This window comes from Schumannella sp. 10F1B-5-1 (assembly GCF_006517535.1).
Classification (GTDB): Bacteria; Actinomycetota; Actinomycetes; order Actinomycetales; family Microbacteriaceae; genus Schumannella.
Genome location: NZ_VHQH01000039.1, coordinates 12,339 through 28,989, shown reverse-complemented (window position 1 = coordinate 28,989; position 16,651 = coordinate 12,339). Strand labels below are relative to the sequence as shown.

Below are 16,651 nucleotides of genomic sequence, written 5' to 3'. Positions count from 1 at the left end.
GGTCGGAGGGGCCGGAGAACGGAAGGACAGCACATCGTGAGCAACTACCCGGAGCGCATCCGTCTCGCACTGGTCGACGACCACAAGATGCTCCTCGGAGCGCTGACGGAGTGGATCCGAGGTGCCGCCGACGACATCCAGATGGTCGCCGCCGTCACCACCTGGCCCGAGCTGCTGACGCACCCGGAGTTCCCGGTCGACGTCGTGCTGCTCGATCTCGACCTCAAGGACAACATCCCGGTCGCGCTCAAGATCTCGACGCTCAAGACCACCGGCGTGCGGGTCGTGCTCATGAGCACCTACTCCGAGCCGAACGTCGTGCGCGAGGCCCTCGCGGCCGGCGCGCTCGGCTACCTGGTCAAGAGCGAGGACGCGTCGATGATCGTCGAGGCGATCCGCGCGGCCGCGCAGGGCGAGAGCTTCATCTCGGCCGAGCTCGACCTCGCGATCAACGCGGCCGACATCGGCGGCGCCCCCAAGCTCAGCGCGCAGGAGCGCCGCGTCATGGCGCTCTACGGCGGCGGCGAGCCGGTCAAGGCCGTGGCCTACAAGCTCGGCATCTCGGAGGAGACGGCGAAGAGCTACCTCAAGCGCATCCGCGAGAAGTACCGCGTGGCCGGCATCGACGTGGGCACGAAGGTCGCCCTGCGTCGCCGCGCCATCCAGGACGGCATCCTGATCCAGGATTCGCCGACTGGCACCTTCTGATCAGCTCGCCGAGGTCAGGTCGAGGTTCTGCGTCGGCGACATGCTCTCGGGCCGCGCGCGCTCGAGAAGGAAGCTGACGACGGCGAAGATCATGCCCGCGGCAGCGACGATCGCTCCGACCCAGGCCGGCGAGGTGTAGCCGAGCCCGGCCGCGATGGTCGCACCGCCGACCGCCGCGCCCATGCTGTTGCCGATGTTGAGCGCCGAGTGGTTGAGCGCGGCGGCGAGCGTCTGCGCCTCGCCCGCGACGTCCATGAGCCGGGTCTGCACGGCCGGTCCGACGCCGCCGCAGACCGCGCCGACCAGGAACAGGCCGATGAACATCCCGACCGGCCAGACCGACAGCAGGGCGACCGCCGCGCAGGCGACGGCCATGGTCGGCAGCAGGATCAGCACCGCGCGCATCGCGCCGCGATCGGCGAGGCGACCGCCGACGACGTTGCCCGCGGTCATGCCGATGCCGAGGGTCGCGAGGGCGAAAGGCACGATGCCCGTGCCGAGACCGGCGACCTCGGTCGTCAGCTTGGCCACGTAGCTGTAGACGGCGAAGAAGCCGGCGAAGCCGATGGCTCCGGCGGCGAGGGTCAGCCAGATCTGACCACGGCCGAAGACGCCGAGCTCACGTCGCAACGTGGCCGTCGGGTCACCGGGATGCGCGGGCACGAGCAGTCCGATCGCGAGCGCGGTGAGCGCGAAGATGCCGGCGACCACCAGGTAAGCCACGCGCCAGCCGTACTGCTGGCCGAGGAACGTGATCGACGGGACGCCGATCACGTTCGCGATCGTGAGCCCGCTCAGCACGAAGGCGACGCCGCGACCGCGCTTGCCGGGGCCCATCAGCTCGCCCGCGACGAGCGACGCGACGCCGAAATACGCGCCGTGCGGGAGTCCGGCGATGAATCGCGCCGCGACCACCGTCTCGAACGTCGGGGCGACGGCCGACAGCACGGTGCCGATCGTGAACGCGATCGCGAGCCCGAGCAGCAGTCCGCGGCGCGGCAGCTTGGCCGAGAGCGCGGCGATCGTCGGGGCGCCGACCACGACGCCCAGCGCGTAGGCCGAGATCATGATGCCGGCGCGGGCGATGGCCTCCTCGGGAGCGCTGCGGGTCAGCTCGGGCAGCAGCTCGGCGCCGATCTCGGGCAGCACGCCCATCGCGACGAACTCGGTCGCGCCGATGCCGAAGCCGCCCAGCGCCAGGGCGAGCAGCGCGAGTCGGACGCGAGCGGGAGACAGACCGGGCACGGAGGACCTGCGATTCAGATGGGAGGACGACGGAGACCGCTCGCCGTCGAGCGGGACGAGTCTAGAGGAGATGCTCCGGCGCTCGAGGGACCCGCACGAGGGCGACGATCGCCCACACGAGCAGCACGACGTCGAGCAGGTTGCGCAGCGTGAACAGCACGAGCAGGGCCGGGTCGAGAGCGAGGAACCAGCCGTACAAATAGGGGTAGAAGCTCTGCGTGAGCCCGGCGATCACGAGCGCGAGCAGCGCCGGGATGCGGAACGACGGCCCGCCCTGCGCCCGCGCGACGAGTCCGAACGCGACGGGCACCGCGATCCAGCTGACGAACTGCGGCGAACCCACCTTCTGGAAGCAGATGAGCGCCATCACGACCGCGAGCGCGAGCGGCGGCAGCACGGCCGCGCCGGCGGCCCCGCGCCGCAGCGCGAGCACCGCGACGAACAGAACCACCGCGACCACGAGCACGAGCAGCGGGGTCATGACCGCGCTCGCGACCTCGGCTCCGGGGCCGCGCAGCTGGTACGTGAGCAGGTCGTTGTCGTAGTACACCGTGGAGCCCCCGGCGCGGTGGGCGGCCGCATCCCACATCCAGAAGGTGCTGACGGGCGCCTCGATCTGCAGACCGCGGCTGCCCTGCTCGGTCACGAAGCTGAACACGTTCGCGCCCGAGCCCAGGATGAGCGCGATGACGACGATCACGACCGAGGTGCCGACCGCGTAGCCGAACGTGCGCAGCCGGCGCGGCAGCGCGACCAGGATGGCGCCGACGAGCGCGGCGGGCCACACCTTCATCCAGGCCGCCAGTGTCAGCACGACGATCGCGGCCCGCGGATGCGCGGCCAGCAGGAGCAGGCCGACGAGCGCGAGCGGCACGGTGACCGAGTCGATGCGGCCGAGCGCGATCGGCCCGAGCAGCAGCAGGAAGCCGAGCCACCACCACGCCGCGATCGCGCGCCCGCGTTCGCGCGCGGTTCCGAGCAGCATCGCGAAAGCGCCGGCGTTGAGGATCATGATCAGGCTCAGCCAGCCGGCGGCGTAGTTCGACTCCCCCGGGATGCGCGCGATCAGCATCGGCACGAGCGCCAGCAGCGGGTAGACGAAGGGCTGATCGATGCCGACCCAGTCGCCGCCGAGCACCCCGTTGCGGGTCCAGAGCGTGTAGACCCACTCGACGTCGCCGAGCGGGTACCCGGTCGACGCTCCGCCGAGCGCCAGGGCGCCGAGCACGAGGTGCACGAGCACGAAGACGGTCCAGAGCGGCAGCGGATGCGCGACCAGTCGTCGCAGCGTCGACTCCCGCTGCCCGACCTCCGCCATCACCCGCTCAGCCTAGGCGGCGGATGCCGTGCGTCCCGTGCGCCGCTCGGGCCCCGCCGCGAGCGAGGGTGACGAAGCGACCCGGCGCTCAGTGGTTGTGCACCAGCGCCGCGACGGCAGCCGGCAGCTCGGCCGCGAGGTCGAGGATCGTCAGCGGTCCGCCCCGCGAGGCGCGCTCGGCCGCGAGTCCGTGCAGAACGGCCGCGGTCGCGGCGAGGTCCACGAGCACGCCCGCGTCGGCGGCCACCGCGTCGGCGTGGGTCGCGACGAGGGCGCCGAGCACGCCCGCCAACGCGTCTCCGGCGCCCGCGGTGGCGAGCCAGGTCGGCGCCGACCGCGCCAGCAGCACCCGACCGGCGGCGTCGGCGACGTGGGTCGTATGCCCCTTGAGCAGCACGACGGCGTCGAGCCGACGGGCCGCCTCGAGGGCGGCGGCGCGCGGGTCGGTGTTCACCTCGTCGCGCTCGACCCCGAGAAGCCGCGCCAGCTCGCCCGCGTGCGGCGTGAGAACGACGGGTGCCGGGATGCGCGCCCGCAGACCGAGCCCGCCGCCGTCGAGCACGGTCGGAGCCGCACGCTCGATCGCCTGGGCGATCCGCTCGTCGCGCATCGGGTCGTCGTCGGCGGCGTCCTGGCCCGAGCCGACCAGCCATGCCTGCACGCGCCCCTCGGCCGTCACGACCTCCGGGCGCCGCTGCAGCACGAGCCGCGTCGCGCGGCCCGGTCCCAGGTAGCGGATCATGCCGACGCCGGTGCGCGCGGCGGCCTCGACGCTCAGCACCGCGGCGCCCGGATAGCGCACCGAGCCGGTGATCACCCCGAGCACCCCGCGGGAGTACTTGTCGTCGTGCTCGCCGGGGACGGCGATCCACTCGGCGGCCTGGTCGGGCTCGAGAAGGGCATCCACGCGCACACCCTAGCCAGCACGCGTGACGATCGGCCCTCTAGCGTGGAGGCGTGACGATCTCGATCCCCGACCACGTCATCGTGCTCGACTACGGGCGCGTGGTATCGCTCGAGCAGTCCCCCGCCGACCGCGCGCGGATCGAGGAGATCGCCGGAGTCGGCGACGCGATCTGGACCGCCTACCGCGAGCTGCGGCATCCGCTCGACCAGGGCACGCTGAGCGCCGACGAGTTCTGGCGGCGCATCGGCGCGAGCGTCGGCCGGGACTGGGATCTCGCGACGCGGCACGCGCTCTGGTCGGCCGACCTGCGCAGCTGGCTGACGGTCGACGCCACCACCGTGCAGATCGTCGACGAGCTGCTCGCCGGCGGCACGCGCGTCGTGCTGCTCTCGAACGCCGGCTTCGACTTCGCCTCGCCCTACCGGCACTCCCCGCTCGGCGCGCGGCTCGAGCACGTCTTCGTCAGCGCCGAGCACGACCTGCTGAAGCCCGATGCGCGCCTCTACCGTCACGTCGCCGAGACCGTCGGGGTGCCGACCGAGCGCCTCGTCATGATCGATGACCGGGCCGAGAACGTGCGCGGTGTCGAGGCGCTCGGCGGCCGCGGCCACGTGCACACCGACGCGGCGGCGCTGCGCGCCTTCCTCATCGCGCTCCGCTGACCCGACCCCGCCGGCGTGCCGCCGGTCCGGCGCGGCCGTCCGACCGTCCCTCCATTGATCCACGACCCATCCCCGACCCGAGAGGCCCGCTCCGTGCCCACGCTCTTCGACCCGATCCGCCTGCGCTCGCTCGACATCCGCAACCGCGTCTGGGTGCCGCCGATGTGCCAGTACAGCGTCGTCGCCGAGGACGGCGTGCCGACCGACTGGCATCTGGTGCACCTCGGCTCCCTCGCCCGCGGCGGCGCCGGTCTCGTGATCGCCGAGGCGTCAGCCGTCGTGCCCGAGGGCCGCATCTCGGCCCGCGACACCGGCATCTGGAATGACGAGCAGGTCCCGGCCTGGCGCCGCGTGACCGACTTCATCCGCTCGCAGGGATCCGCCAGCGGCATCCAGCTCGCCCACGCCGGCCGCAAAGCCTCGGTGTTCCCCGAGTGGGGCGTCGAGGGCCGCGGCACCGTGCCCGCGGAGCAGGGCGGATGGACGACCGTCGCGCCGTCGGCCGTCGCCTTCGACGGCTACGCGGCACCGCGCGCGCTCGAGCTCGACGAGATCGCCGGCGTCGTCGAGGCGTTCCGGGCTGCGGCTCGGCGCGCGATCGACGCCGGCTTCGACCTGGTCGAGATCCACGCGGCGCACGGCTACCTCGTGCACCAGTTCCTCTCGCCGCTGGCGAACCTCCGCGACGACGCCTACGGCGGCTCGCTCGAGAACCGGGCCCGCCTGCTGCGCGAGATCGTGCGCGCCGTTCGCGCCGAGGTCGGCGACGACCTGCCCGTGCTGGTGCGCTTCTCGGCCACCGACTGGGCCGAGGGCGGCTGGGATGCGCAGCAGACCGTCGAGGTCGCGCGCTGGCTGCACGACGACGGCGCCGACCTGTTCGACGTCTCGAGCGGCGGCCTCGTCGGCGGCGTCAGAATCCCGGTCGGCCCGCTCTACCAGGTCGGCCTGGCCGAGGAGGTCGCCGAGGCCGGCGCCCCGACGGCCGCGGTCGGCCTGATCGTCACGCCGCGCGAGGCCGCCGACGTCGTCGAGTCGGGCCGTGCCGACGCGGTGCTGCTGGGTCGCGCGACCCTGCGCGACCCGCACTGGGCCCTGCGCGCCGCCCACGAGCTCGGCGCCGGCCTCGCGCCCTGGCCGCCGCAGTACGTGCGCGCGAAGACCTCGCACGCGTGGTGAGCGCCTACTGACCACCGCGAAGGGCCCCGCTCGCCGATGCGAGCGGGGCCCTTCGGCGTCCGATCACTCAGCGGCGTCGGGTCGCGTCCTGCACCTCGCCGACGAGCTCCTCGATGATGTCCTCGAGGAAAACCACGCCGCGCGTCGCCCCGTGCTCGTCGAAGGCGCGCGCCACATGCAGGCCCGAGCGGCGCATGAGCGCCAGTGCGTCTTCGAGCTCCGAGTCGCGGTAGATCGAGATGAGCTGGCGGATGCGCTTCGGCGGCACCGGGTCGTCGGACTCGTCGTCGTCGACGTCGATGACGTCCTTGAGGTGCACATATCCGGTGGGCTCGCCCTCGTCGTCGACGAGCACGTAGCGGCTGAAGCCGTGCTGCGCCACGGCGCGCTCGACCTCGGCGGGCGACGCGGCCTCCGACAGCGTGACGAGCTGCGGCATCTGCACGGCGATGTCGCGCACCCGCTTCTCGGTGAACTCGAAGGCATTGCTGAGCGTGCCCGTCGTGTCGGTCAGCAGGCCCTCGCGGGTCGACGTGGCGACGATCGTGGCCACCTCATCCACGGTGAAGGCGCTCGCGGCCTCGTTCTTCGGCTCGATGCGGAACAGCCGCAGCACCGCGTTGGCCGTCTCGTTGAGCAGCCAGATGATCGGCCGGAACACGGTCGAGATGAACACCAGCGGCGGGGCCAGCAGCAGCACCGCGCGGTCGGGCACCGAGAACGAGAGGTTCTTCGGCACCATCTCGCCGAACACGACGTGCAGGAACGAGACCACGATCAGCGTGATCACGAACGCCACGGTGCCGATCACGCCCTCGGGCAGGGGCGTCAGCCCCAGCGGCACCTCGAGCAGGTGATGGATGGCCGGCTCGGACACGTTGAGGATCAGCAGCGAGCAGACGGTGATGCCGAGCTGGCTCGTGGCCAGCATCTGCGTCGCGTGCTCCATGGCCCACAGCGCGGTGCGCGCGGACCGCGATCCGGCCTCGGCACGGGGCTCGATCTGCGACCGGCGGGCCGAGATGACGGCGAACTCGGCGCCGACGAAGAAGGCGTTGACGACCAGCAGCACGACCAGCCAGACGATTCCCCACACGTCGCTCATCGCCGGCCTCCCTTCGCCGGGGCCGACGATCCGTCGGCGTCGCCGGCGGCCGTCGTCGTCTCAGCGTCGGGATCGGACTCCGGGCGCGGGGTGAAGCGCACGCGGTCGATCCGGCGGCCGTCCAGGCGCTCGACGCGGAACACGCCCGCCTCGACCTCGACCTCGTCGCCGACGACCGCGAGCCGGCCGAGCTCGCTCATGAGCCAGCCGGCGACGGTCTCGTACGGGCCCTCCTCGGGCACCACGACCGCCGCCCGCTCCTGCAGCTCGTCGGGTCGCAGTGCTCCTGGGAAGGTCAGCCAGCCGCGACTGCGCACGACGTCGGCGCGCGAGCGGTCGTGCTCGTCCGACACCTCGCCGACGATCTCCTCGACCAGGTCCTCGAGCGTCACGACGCCCGCCGTGCCGCCGTACTCGTCCACCACGACGGCCATCTGGTAGCCGCGACCGCGCAGCTCGCCGAGCAGCGAGTCGAGCCCCATGGTCTCGGGGATGCGCAGCGCCTCGGTCTGCAGCGCCGACACGGGCACCTGCGCGCGCCGGTCGCGCGGCACGCCCACCGCCTGCTTGAGGTGCACGAGCCCGACCACGTCGTCGATGTCGTCGTCGACGACCGGGAAGCGGGAGTAGCCGGTGCGCCGCGCGAGGTCGATCACGTCCTGCGCGGTCTGGGTGCGGTCGACGCTCGCGACCCGCGGGCGCGGGGTCATCGCATCCGTCGCCGAGTGCTGCGAGAAGGCGAGGGTGCGCGAGAGCAGCGTCGCGGTGTCGCGGTCGAGCGAGCCCTCCGTCGCGCTGCGCCGCACGAGGCTGCGCAGCTCCTCGGCCGTGCGGGCGGAGCTCAGCTCCTCCTTCGGCTCGATGCCGATGCCGCGCAGGATGCCGTTGGCCGTATTGTTGAGCAGCGCCACGAAGGGTTTGAACACGAGCGTGAAGCCGACCTGGAACGGGATCACGATCTTCGCCGTCGCGCGCGGCACGGCCAACGCGAAGTTCTTCGGCACGAGCTCACCCAGGATCATCGAGAGGAGCGTCGCGACGGCGACCGCGACGACCGTGGCGATCGGGGCGACCGCCGCCTCGGGGATGCCGATCGCGGTGATGACCGGCTCGAGGTAGTGGCTGAACGCCGGCTCGAGCGTGAAGCCGGTCAGCAGCGTCGTCAGGGTGATGCCGAGCTGCGCGCTGGAGAGGTGGGTCGAGGTGACTTTGAGGGCCCCGATGACCGGTCCGAGCATCCCCTCGCCCTTGTCGCGCCGCTGCTCGAGATCGGCGCGATCGAGGTTGACGAGCGAGAACTCGCTCGCGACGAAGAAGCCGGTGCCGACCGTGAGCAGGAGCCCGACGACGAGCAGGATCCACTCGTAGCTCATCGGGCGTCACCGCCGTTCACCGGCGAAGGACTATGGGAGGGCTCCGATGTGTCGGAGGCGCCGGAGGTCGCGGAGGCGGAGGTCGCGGAGGCGGCGGTCGCGGAGGCGGAGGTCGCGGAGGCGGCGGGCGCGGAGGCGGCGGGCGCGGAGGCGGCGGGCGCGGAGGCGGAGGGCACGGGCGTCTGAGACGGAGGGTCATCCATGATTGCGGCAACTATAGCGACGGGTGGCCGCGAGCGGCCGGTGCGCGGATCCGCCTGGGGAGAACATCTCGAGCCGCGGCAGCGACGTCGCGCCGCGGATCGTCACCAGGAGACCGGCAGCGCCTTGCCCTCCTCATAGCCGGCCGCGCTCTGCACGCCGACCACGGCCCGCTCGCGGAACTCCGCGAGGCTCGTCGCTCCCGCATAGGTGAAGGAGCTGCGCACGCCCGAGGTGATCATGTCGAGCAGGTCCTCGAGCGAGGGGCGCAGCGGGTCGAGATAGATCTTCGAGCTCGAGATGCCCTCGGCGAAGAGCTCCTTGCGGGCGAGCTCCCAGGGGTCGAGCCGGCCGAAGCGCGCGTGCACCGCCTTCGTCGAGGCCATGCCCCAGCTCTGCTTGAAGGCGCGGCCGTCGGCGTCGGTCTCGAGCTCGCCGGGCGCCTCGACGGTTCCGGCGAACCACGAGCCGACCATGACCGAGGCGGCGCCGGCCGCGAGGGCGAGGGCGACGTCGCGCGGGTAGCGCACTCCCCCGTCGGCCCAGACGGCGGCGCCGAGCTCGCGGGCCGCCTCGGCGGTCTCGAGCACGGCCGAGAACTGCGGACGGCCGACGGCGGTCATCATACGCGTCGTGCACATCGCGCCCGGGCCGACGCCGACCTTGAGGATGTCGGCCCCGGCGTCGACGAGGTCCTTCACCCCGTCGGCGGTCACGATGTTGCCGGCGGCGATCGGGATGTCGAGCCCGAGACCGGCGACGGCCTGCAGCGCGCGCAGCATCTGCTCCTGGTGTCCGTGCGCCGTGTCGACCACGAGCACGTCGACGCCGGCCGCGACGAGCGCCTGCGCCTTCGCGGCGACGTCGCCGTTCACGCCGACCGCGGCGGCGACGCGCAGCCGGCCGCCCGCATCCACCGCCGGCGCATAGAGCGCGCTGCGCAGGGCGCTGCGCCGGCCGAGGGTGCCGATCACGCCGCCGTGGCGCCGCACCAGCGCGAACTCGGTCTGCGCATCCACCATCAGGTCGAAGGCCCGCCGCGGGGTGTCGATGTCCTCCTCGTCGAGCGAGGCGACGTCGGCCTGCACGAGATCGCCCAGCCGCGCGTCGGCGAGCGTGTGCGCCAGACGCTCGGCGGGGATGCCGCCCAGGTCGTCGCCGGCGGCATTCCGCACCACCACGCCGTAGCCGGGCACAGCCGGGATGCGCGCCCGCGCGTCGGCGGCCGTCGCGTCCTCGTGGAGGCGGATCGGCGTGTCCCAGCGCACCGGCTGGTCCTTGACCCAGCGGATCGCCGCATCCAGGTCCTGCAGCGGCATGTCCTGGGGCAGCACGCCGAGCCCGCCGCGCCGGGCGAGCGAGGCGGCGAGCCGCGGCCCGGTGACGGAGTTCATGTTCGCGGCGACGATCGGGATCGTGGCCCCGGTGCCGTCGTCGGGGGCGAGATCGACGTCGAGTCGACTCGTGACCGCCGACCGGCTCGGCACGAGGAACACGTCCGAGTAGGTCAGATCGTGGGAGGGCAGATCTCTGACGAACCGCATGACCTCACGGTAACCGTAGAAACCCCCGAAAGTATCGGGCCGACACCCGCCCGACGGCACGAGCGCCCCGTCGGCGGGCGATAGGCTTGATGGCGGTGCGAGCGCTGTCGACTGTCACCGCGTCGCGCCGAGTCCTGAACCAATTCGCAGCGAGCAAGTGAGAGTGGGCGGTCGGCTGTGTCGAGCCACGTGACCGGTGTTACTCCGGAGGGCGACTCCGGGGCGTTCGGAGCCAACGAATGGCTCGTCGATGAGCTGTATGAGCGATACCTCGTCGACAAGGAATCGGTGGATCGGAGCTGGTGGCCGATCCTCGAGGCCCGCCACGCGCAGGCCTCCGGTTCCGACACCGGAGCCGCCGATCCGACGCCGACCACGGCCATCCCGGTCGTGAGCGAGGCGAGTGCGGCTCCCGCCCCGGCCCCCGCGGCCGAGCAGCCCGCCGCGCCGGCGCCGGCGCCGGCCGAGCCCGCCACCACGACCGGCACGACCCCGGTCGCCCGCACCACCGCGACGCCGGCCAAGCCGCAGCCGATCCCGGCCGACGCGCCCGCGACGGCCCCCGTCGCCGAGCAGCCCGAGACCGCCGACGTGGTGACGCCGCTGCGCGGTCTCGCGAAGACCATCGCGACCAACATGGATGCGAGCCTCACGGTCCCGACCGCGACGAGCGTGCGCACCATCCCGGCCAAGCTGATGATCGACAACCGCATCGTCATCAACAACCACCTGCGTCGCGCCCGCGGCGGCAAGGTCTCCTTCACCCACCTGATCGCGTGGGCCATGGTCGAGGCGCTCAAGGAGTTCCCCAGCCAGAACGTCTTCTACGGCGAGGTCGACGGCAAGCCCTCGGTCGTCGCCCCGGCGCACATCACGCTCGGCATCGCGATCGACCTGCCCAAGCCCGACGGCACCCGCTCGCTGCTGGTGCCCGGCATCAAGCGCGCCGACACGATGGGCTTCGGCGAGTTCCTCGCCGCCTACGAGGATGTGGTCGCTCGCGCCCGCACCAACAAGCTCACCCCCGGCGACTTCCAGGGCGTGACCGTCTCGCTCACCAACCCGGGCGGCATCGGCACCGAGCACTCGGTGCCCCGCCTCATGAAGGGCCAGGGCTGCATCATCGGCGCCGGCGCCCTCGAGTACCCGGCCGCGTTCCAGGGCTCCGCGCCGAAGACGCTCGCCGAGCTGGGCATCGGCAAGACCATCACGCTCACCTCGACCTACGACCACCGCGTCATCCAGGGCGCCGGCTCGGGCGAGTTCCTCAAAAAGGTGCACGAGCGCCTGATCGGGCAGCACGGCTTCTACGAGGGCATCTTCGCGGCGCTGCGCATCCCGTACGACCCGATCCACTGGGCCCCCGACATCAACGTCGACCTCTCGGAGCGCGTCGGCAAGACCAGCCGCGTGCAGGAGCTCATCAACTCCTTCCGCGTGCGCGGCCACCTCATGGCCGACATCGACCCGCTCGAGTACCGGCAGCGCTCGCACCCCGACCTCGACATCGCGACCCACGGGCTGACCTTCTGGGATCTCGACCGCGAGTTCGTCACGGGCGGCTTCGGCGGCAAGCGCGCCGCGCTGCTGCGCGACATCCTCGGCGTGCTGCGCGACTCCTACTGCCGCACGGTGGGCGTGGAGTACATGCACATCCAGGACCCGGAGCAGCGGCGCTGGTTCCAGGAGCGCCTCGAGCGCCCCTACGAGAAGCCGGGCCACGACGAGCAGCTGCGCGTGCTCGCGAAGCTCAACGAGGCCGAGGCCTTCGAGACCTTCCTGCAGACCAAGTACGTCGGCCAGAAGCGCTTCAGCCTCGAGGGCGGCGAGTCGCTCATCCCGCTGCTCGACGAGATCCTGCAGGGCGCCGCCGAGGAGGGCCTCGACGAGGTCGCGATCGGCATGGCGCACCGCGGTCGCCTCAACGTGCTCACCAACATCGCGGGCAAGACCTACGGTCAGATCTTCCGCGAGTTCGAGGGCACCCAGGACCCGCGCACGCAGCACGGCTCGGGCGACGTGAAGTACCACCTCGGCACCGAGGGCACCTTCACGGGCGGCGACGGATCGCAGATCGCCGTCTACCTGGCCGCGAACCCCTCGCACCTCGAGGTCGTCAACGGCGTGCTCGAGGGCGTCGTGCGCGCCAAGCAGGACCGCAAGGCCGACGGCCAGTTCGCGACCCTGCCGGTGCTCGTGCACGGCGACGCCTCGATGGCAGGCCAGGGCGTCGTGGTCGAGACGCTGCAGCTCTCCCAGCTGCGCGGCTACAAGACCGGCGGCACCATCCACGTCGTCGTGAACAACCAGATCGGCTTCACCACCTCCCCGGTGGATGCGCGCAGCTCGGTCTACTCGACCGATGTCGCCAAGACGATCCAGGCGCCGATCTTCCACGTGAACGGCGACGACCCCGAGGCCGTCATCCGCGTGGCCGAGATCGCCTTCGACTACCGCCAGAAGTTCAAGCGCGACGTCGTGATCGACCTCGTCTGCTACCGCCGCCGCGGCCACAACGAGGGCGACGACCCCTCGATGACGCAGCCGCTCATGTACAACCTCATCTCGGCGAAGCGCTCGACCCGAACCCTCTACATGGAGGCGCTCGTGGGTCGCGGCGACATCACCCAGGAGGAGTACGAGGCGACGCACCAGGACTTCCAGGACCGCCTCGAGCGCGCCTTCGCCGAGACGCACGCGGCGCAGACCGGCACCCTGCCGGTGATCCCCGAGGGCGCCACCGAGCGCGACCTCGAGCGCCCCGACTCGCAGCAGGACGAGCGCGTCGGCGAGCCCGAGTCGACCGCCGTGGCCGAGTCGGTCGTGCAGCTGATCGGCGACGCGCACGTCAGCCCGCCGAGCGGCTTCACCGTGCACCCGAAGCTGCAGCAGCTGCTGAAGAAGCGCCAGACGATGACCCGCGAGGGCGGCATCGACTGGGGCTTCGCCGAGCTGCTCGCGTTCGGCTCGCTGCTGACCGAGGGCACCCCGGTGCGCCTGGTGGGTCAGGATGCGCGCCGCGGCACCTTCTCGTCGCGCCAGTCGGTCTTCCACGACCGCGAGAACGGCCAGGAGTGGCTGCCGCTGGGCAACCTCGCCGACAACCAGGCCAAGTTCTGGATCTACGACTCGCTGCTGAGCGAGTTCGCGGCTCTCGCCTTCGAGTACGGCTACTCGGTCGAGCGCCCGGACGCGCTCGTGCTGTGGGAGGCGCAGTTCGGCGACTTCGTCAACGGCGCCCAGACCGTGATCGACGAGTTCATCTCGGCCGCCGAGCAGAAATGGAACCAGCGCTCGAGCGTGGTCATGCTGCTCCCCCACGGCTACGAGGGCCAGGGACCCGACCACTCGTCGGCGCGCATCGAGCGATTCCTGCAGCTCGCCGCCGAGGAGAACATGACGATCGCGCGTCCGTCGACGCCGGCGTCGTACTTCCACCTGCTGCGCCGCCAGGCCTACGCCCGTCCGCGCCGCCCGCTGGTCGTCTTCACTCCGAAGTCGATGCTGCGTCTGCGCGGCGCCACGAGCGACGTCGCGGCGTTCACGTCGGGTCGCTTCGAGCCGGTGATCGACGACGCGCGCATCCAGGACCCGAACGCCGTCAAGCGCGTGCTGCTGCACGCCGGCAAGCTGCACTACGACCTGCTGGGCGAGGTGGAGAAGCGCCAGACCGGCGACCAGGTCGCCCTGGTGCGGCTGGAGCAGTACTACCCGCTGCCGACCGCGCAGCTGCAGTCGGTGTTCGGCCGCTACCCGAACGCCGACCTGGTGTGGGTGCAGGACGAGCCCGAGAACCAGGGCGCCTGGCCGTTCATCAACCAGGAGCTGGCCCGCCACCTCGACCGCCCGATCACGGTGATCTCGCGCCCCGCGTCGGCGTCGCCGGCCGCGGGGTCGACGAAGCGCAGCGCGGCCGAGCAGGCCGAGTTCACCGAGCGCGCGTTCCAGCTCGGCTGAGCCGGGCACGACGAGCGCACGACGGCGCGGACGCGGGGGCGGGATGGACCACGAGCTGATCCTGACGTCCCTGCGCCGCGCCGTCGCCGCATCCCCCGACGACCGCGCTCTGCGGCTGCACCTGGCCCGCACCCTCGTGGATGCGGGCCTCGGCTCCGAGGCGATCGCCCACCTGAGCACGCTGCTCGCCGGCGAACCCGGCGACGCGGCGGCGTCGGAGCTGCTCGCTGCGGCGGTCGCCGGCGCGCGGGACGACGCCGACGAGCCGTCGCCGGCCGTGACGCCGCCCGCGGGCTCCGACGGCGCCGACGCGCCTCCCGCGGCGCCGAGCGGCGCCCCCAGCGCACCCTCGACCGCACCATCGAACGCGCCGCCGAGCGGCGCCCCCACGGATCCGCCGACGACTCCCCCGGACGCGGGTGCGGCGTCCTTCGACTGGGCCGCCGCCGAGGCGCAGGTCGACGGTCTCGTCGATCCGATGTTCGTCGGCGGCGACGGCGACGAGCCCGAGAGCGGCGCCTTCGACGTCGAACGCGCCGGTGCGAGCCTGGCCGACGTCGGCGGCATGCAGCACGTGAAGGAGCGCCTGCAGGCCGCGTTCCTCGCGCCGATGCGCAATGAGGAGCTGCGCCGGCTCTACGGCAAGAGCCTCCGCGGTGGGCTCCTGCTCTACGGACCTCCCGGCTGCGGCAAGACCTTCCTCGCCCGGGCGGTCGCGGGAGAGCTGGGCGCCGCCTTCATCTCGGCGGGCGTCTCCGACATCCTCGACCCCTACATGGGCTCGAGCGAGCGGAATCTGCACGAGCTGTTCCAGCTGGCGCGCCGCAACGCGCCCTGCGTCGTCTTCCTCGACGAGCTGGATGCGCTGGGCGTGCGCCGCACGCAGACCCGGCACAGCGGCATGCGCAACATCGTCGTGCAGCTGCTGCAGGAGCTCGACAGCATCGGCGCCGACAACGAGGGCGTGTTCGTGCTCGCGGCGACGAACCAGCCGTGGGACATCGACCCCGCGCTGCGCCGCCCGGGTCGCCTCGACCGCACGCTGCTCGTGCTGCCGCCCGACGCCCCCGCGCGCGAGGCGATCTTCCGCGTGCACCTGCGCGACCGCCCGGTCGAGTCGATCGATCTGGCCGAGCTCGCACGCCGCTCCGACGGACTCACGGGCGCCGACATCGCCTACGTCGCCGAGCTGGCCTCGGAGCGCGCGCTCATGGACAGCGTACGCACCGGCACCGCCCGCATGATCGGCATGCCCGACCTGCTCGGTGCGCTGCGCGAGGTCACGCCGTCGACGGGCGCCTGGCTCGACGCCGCCCGCAACGTCGTGCTGTTCGGCGACGACGACGGCACCTTCGACGAGCTCAAGGGCTACCTCAAGAAGGCGAAGCGCCTGTGAGCGACCGGCTCGGCCGGGCGCAGGCGCTGCTCGCCGCCGGCCGGCCCGATGACGCGATCGCCGAGGTCGGCGCGCACCTGGCCGAATACCCCGACGATCCGTGGGCGATGCTGATCGGCTCCGACGCGCACCGCCAGGCCGGTCATGCCCAGGATGCGCTGCGCCTGGCCTCGAGCGCGGCCGCGCGCCTGCCCGACGATCCCGACGCGTGGCGGGTGCTCGCGCACGCGCTGGCCGCCGTGGGGCGGCGCGACGAGGGCCTGAACGCGGCGATCCGCTGCGCCGACCTCGCCCCGAACGAGTGGGCCAGTCACGCCACGGTGTCGATCGTGGCGGCCGAGATCCCGCGGCACCGCGACGTGGCGATCCAGGCGGGCATCACCGCCTGCCGACTCGCCCCCGGGGAGCCGCAGGCGCACTTCGTGCTCGGCAACGCCTACCTCGAGAAGCAGAACTGGAAGGCGGCGGAGCACGAGTACCGCGCCGTGCTCGCCCTCGACCCGCACGACGAGGGCGCCCAGCACAACCTCGCGGTGGTGCAGCTGCAGCGCGACCCGCACGGCGCGGCGCTGGAGCTCTCGCGGCTGAGCGCCGTGGATGCGGCGGGCGGCCTCGCCCGGCACAACCTGCTGGTCGCGATCGGCAATGTCGTCACCCAGGCGCACTCGGTCGTGTTCGTCGCCTTCTTCATCGCCTACCAGGTGCTGCGCTTCGACGGCGTGACGGTCGAGGTGGAGCGCGGTGTGCTGATCGCCCTCGGCCTGCTCGCTCTCGGTGGCGTGGCCGTGCTCTACGTGCGGGCGCGTCGGCGCCTCGGAGCGCGTCTGCGTCCGCTCGCCCAGCTCGCGCTGCACAGCGACCGGCTGCTCGTGGCCTGGGTCGCCGTGATGGGTCTCGCTCTGGTGCTGCTGCTCGTCGTCGGGGCGACGCCCGTGGCGGCCTGGCCGGTGCTCATCGGCGCCGGCGGTGCGCTCGTGATCACGGGCGTCATCCTGGTGCTCGTGCGGCGTCGTCGCCTGCGCCGGCAGCGCGAGGCGCTCGGCGCGTGAGCGCCGG

The 16,651-nt window shown here is 72.4% G+C and carries 13 protein-coding genes; 7 read left to right on the top strand and 6 right to left on the bottom strand.

Features of this window, described 5'->3' with window-relative positions; genetic code table 11:
- Window positions 1-36: 36 nt before the first annotated feature.
- The gene (locus tag FJ658_RS10880; RefSeq protein ID WP_141145418.1) at window positions 37-708 is read left to right on the top strand and encodes a response regulator transcription factor; all 672 of its coding nucleotides are present in this window, start codon (window positions 37-39) and stop codon (window positions 706-708) included.
- Here the strand turns inward: FJ658_RS10880 and FJ658_RS10875 are convergent, their stop codons facing one another.
- From FJ658_RS10875 to FJ658_RS10865, 3 genes are all read right to left on the bottom strand, one after another.
- On the bottom strand, window positions 709-1,953 hold the full coding sequence (locus tag FJ658_RS10875; protein WP_219995767.1) for an MFS transporter: 1,245 nt from the start codon (window positions 1,951-1,953) through the stop codon (window positions 709-711).
- A 61-nt stretch (window positions 1,954-2,014) separates the two neighbouring features.
- Entirely contained in the window at window positions 2,015-3,271 is a 1,257-nt protein-coding gene (locus tag FJ658_RS10870) for a glycosyltransferase 87 family protein (protein ID WP_141145854.1), read from the bottom strand.
- Window positions 3,272-3,359: 88 nt separating this feature from the next.
- Entirely contained in the window at window positions 3,360-4,178 is an 819-nt protein-coding gene (locus tag FJ658_RS10865; RefSeq protein WP_181408426.1) for an ADP/ATP-dependent (S)-NAD(P)H-hydrate dehydratase, read from the bottom strand.
- A gap of 50 nt (window positions 4,179-4,228) precedes the next feature.
- Between FJ658_RS10865 and FJ658_RS10860 the strand changes: the two genes are divergently transcribed.
- Both FJ658_RS10860 and FJ658_RS10855 read left to right on the top strand, forming a co-directional pair.
- A complete protein-coding gene (locus FJ658_RS10860) occupies window positions 4,229-4,840 on the top strand; it encodes an HAD-IA family hydrolase (protein ID WP_141145415.1) in 612 nt (203 codons plus the stop codon).
- A gap of 93 nt (window positions 4,841-4,933) precedes the next feature.
- The gene (locus FJ658_RS10855; protein ID WP_141145414.1) at window positions 4,934-6,019 is read left to right on the top strand and encodes an NADH:flavin oxidoreductase/NADH oxidase; all 1,086 of its coding nucleotides are present in this window, start codon (window positions 4,934-4,936) and stop codon (window positions 6,017-6,019) included.
- Between the two features lie 67 nt (window positions 6,020-6,086).
- Here FJ658_RS10855 and FJ658_RS10850 read toward each other — a convergent pair whose 3' ends face one another.
- Window positions 6,087-7,124 carry a hemolysin family protein gene (locus tag FJ658_RS10850; RefSeq protein ID WP_141145413.1) on the bottom strand — a complete coding sequence of 346 codons (1,038 nt, stop codon included), beginning with the start codon at window positions 7,122-7,124 and terminating at the stop codon, window positions 6,087-6,089.
- The gene (locus tag FJ658_RS10845) at window positions 7,121-8,497 is read right to left on the bottom strand and encodes a hemolysin family protein (protein WP_141145412.1); all 1,377 of its coding nucleotides are present in this window, start codon (window positions 8,495-8,497) and stop codon (window positions 7,121-7,123) included. Before FJ658_RS10845 ends, FJ658_RS10850 begins: the two co-directional genes overlap by 4 nt.
- A gap of 48 nt (window positions 8,498-8,545) precedes the next feature.
- On the opposite strand from FJ658_RS10845, the gene FJ658_RS16180 reads away from it, so the two are divergent.
- On the top strand, window positions 8,546-8,683 hold the full coding sequence (locus FJ658_RS16180; RefSeq protein ID WP_181408425.1) for a hypothetical protein: 138 nt from the start codon (window positions 8,546-8,548) through the stop codon (window positions 8,681-8,683).
- A 119-nt stretch (window positions 8,684-8,802) separates the two neighbouring features.
- Here the strand turns inward: FJ658_RS16180 and FJ658_RS10835 are convergent, their stop codons facing one another.
- Window positions 8,803-10,242, bottom strand: coding sequence for a GuaB1 family IMP dehydrogenase-related protein (locus FJ658_RS10835; RefSeq protein ID WP_141145411.1), 1,440 nt, complete (start codon window positions 10,240-10,242; stop codon window positions 8,803-8,805).
- A 177-nt stretch (window positions 10,243-10,419) separates the two neighbouring features.
- Here FJ658_RS10835 and FJ658_RS10830 point away from each other — a divergent pair, with 177 nt between their 5' ends.
- Genes FJ658_RS10830 through FJ658_RS10820 form a run of 3 tightly spaced genes read left to right on the top strand, consistent with a single transcriptional unit; the run spans window position 10,420 to window position 16,644 of the window.
- Complete coding sequence (locus FJ658_RS10830; protein WP_141145410.1) at window positions 10,420-14,199, top strand: multifunctional oxoglutarate decarboxylase/oxoglutarate dehydrogenase thiamine pyrophosphate-binding subunit/dihydrolipoyllysine-residue succinyltransferase subunit; 3,780 nt, start codon at window positions 10,420-10,422, stop codon at window positions 14,197-14,199.
- A 43-nt stretch (window positions 14,200-14,242) separates the two neighbouring features.
- Window positions 14,243-15,595 (top strand): AAA family ATPase, encoded by a 1,353-nt coding sequence (locus FJ658_RS10825; protein ID WP_141145409.1) that lies wholly within the window; start codon window positions 14,243-14,245, stop codon window positions 15,593-15,595.
- Window positions 15,592-16,644 carry a lipopolysaccharide assembly protein LapB gene (locus FJ658_RS10820; RefSeq protein ID WP_141145408.1) on the top strand — a complete coding sequence of 351 codons (1,053 nt, stop codon included), beginning with the start codon at window positions 15,592-15,594 and terminating at the stop codon, window positions 16,642-16,644. The genes FJ658_RS10825 and FJ658_RS10820 overlap by 4 nt, the downstream gene beginning before the upstream one ends.
- The last annotated feature ends 7 nt before the right edge of the window (window positions 16,645-16,651 follow it).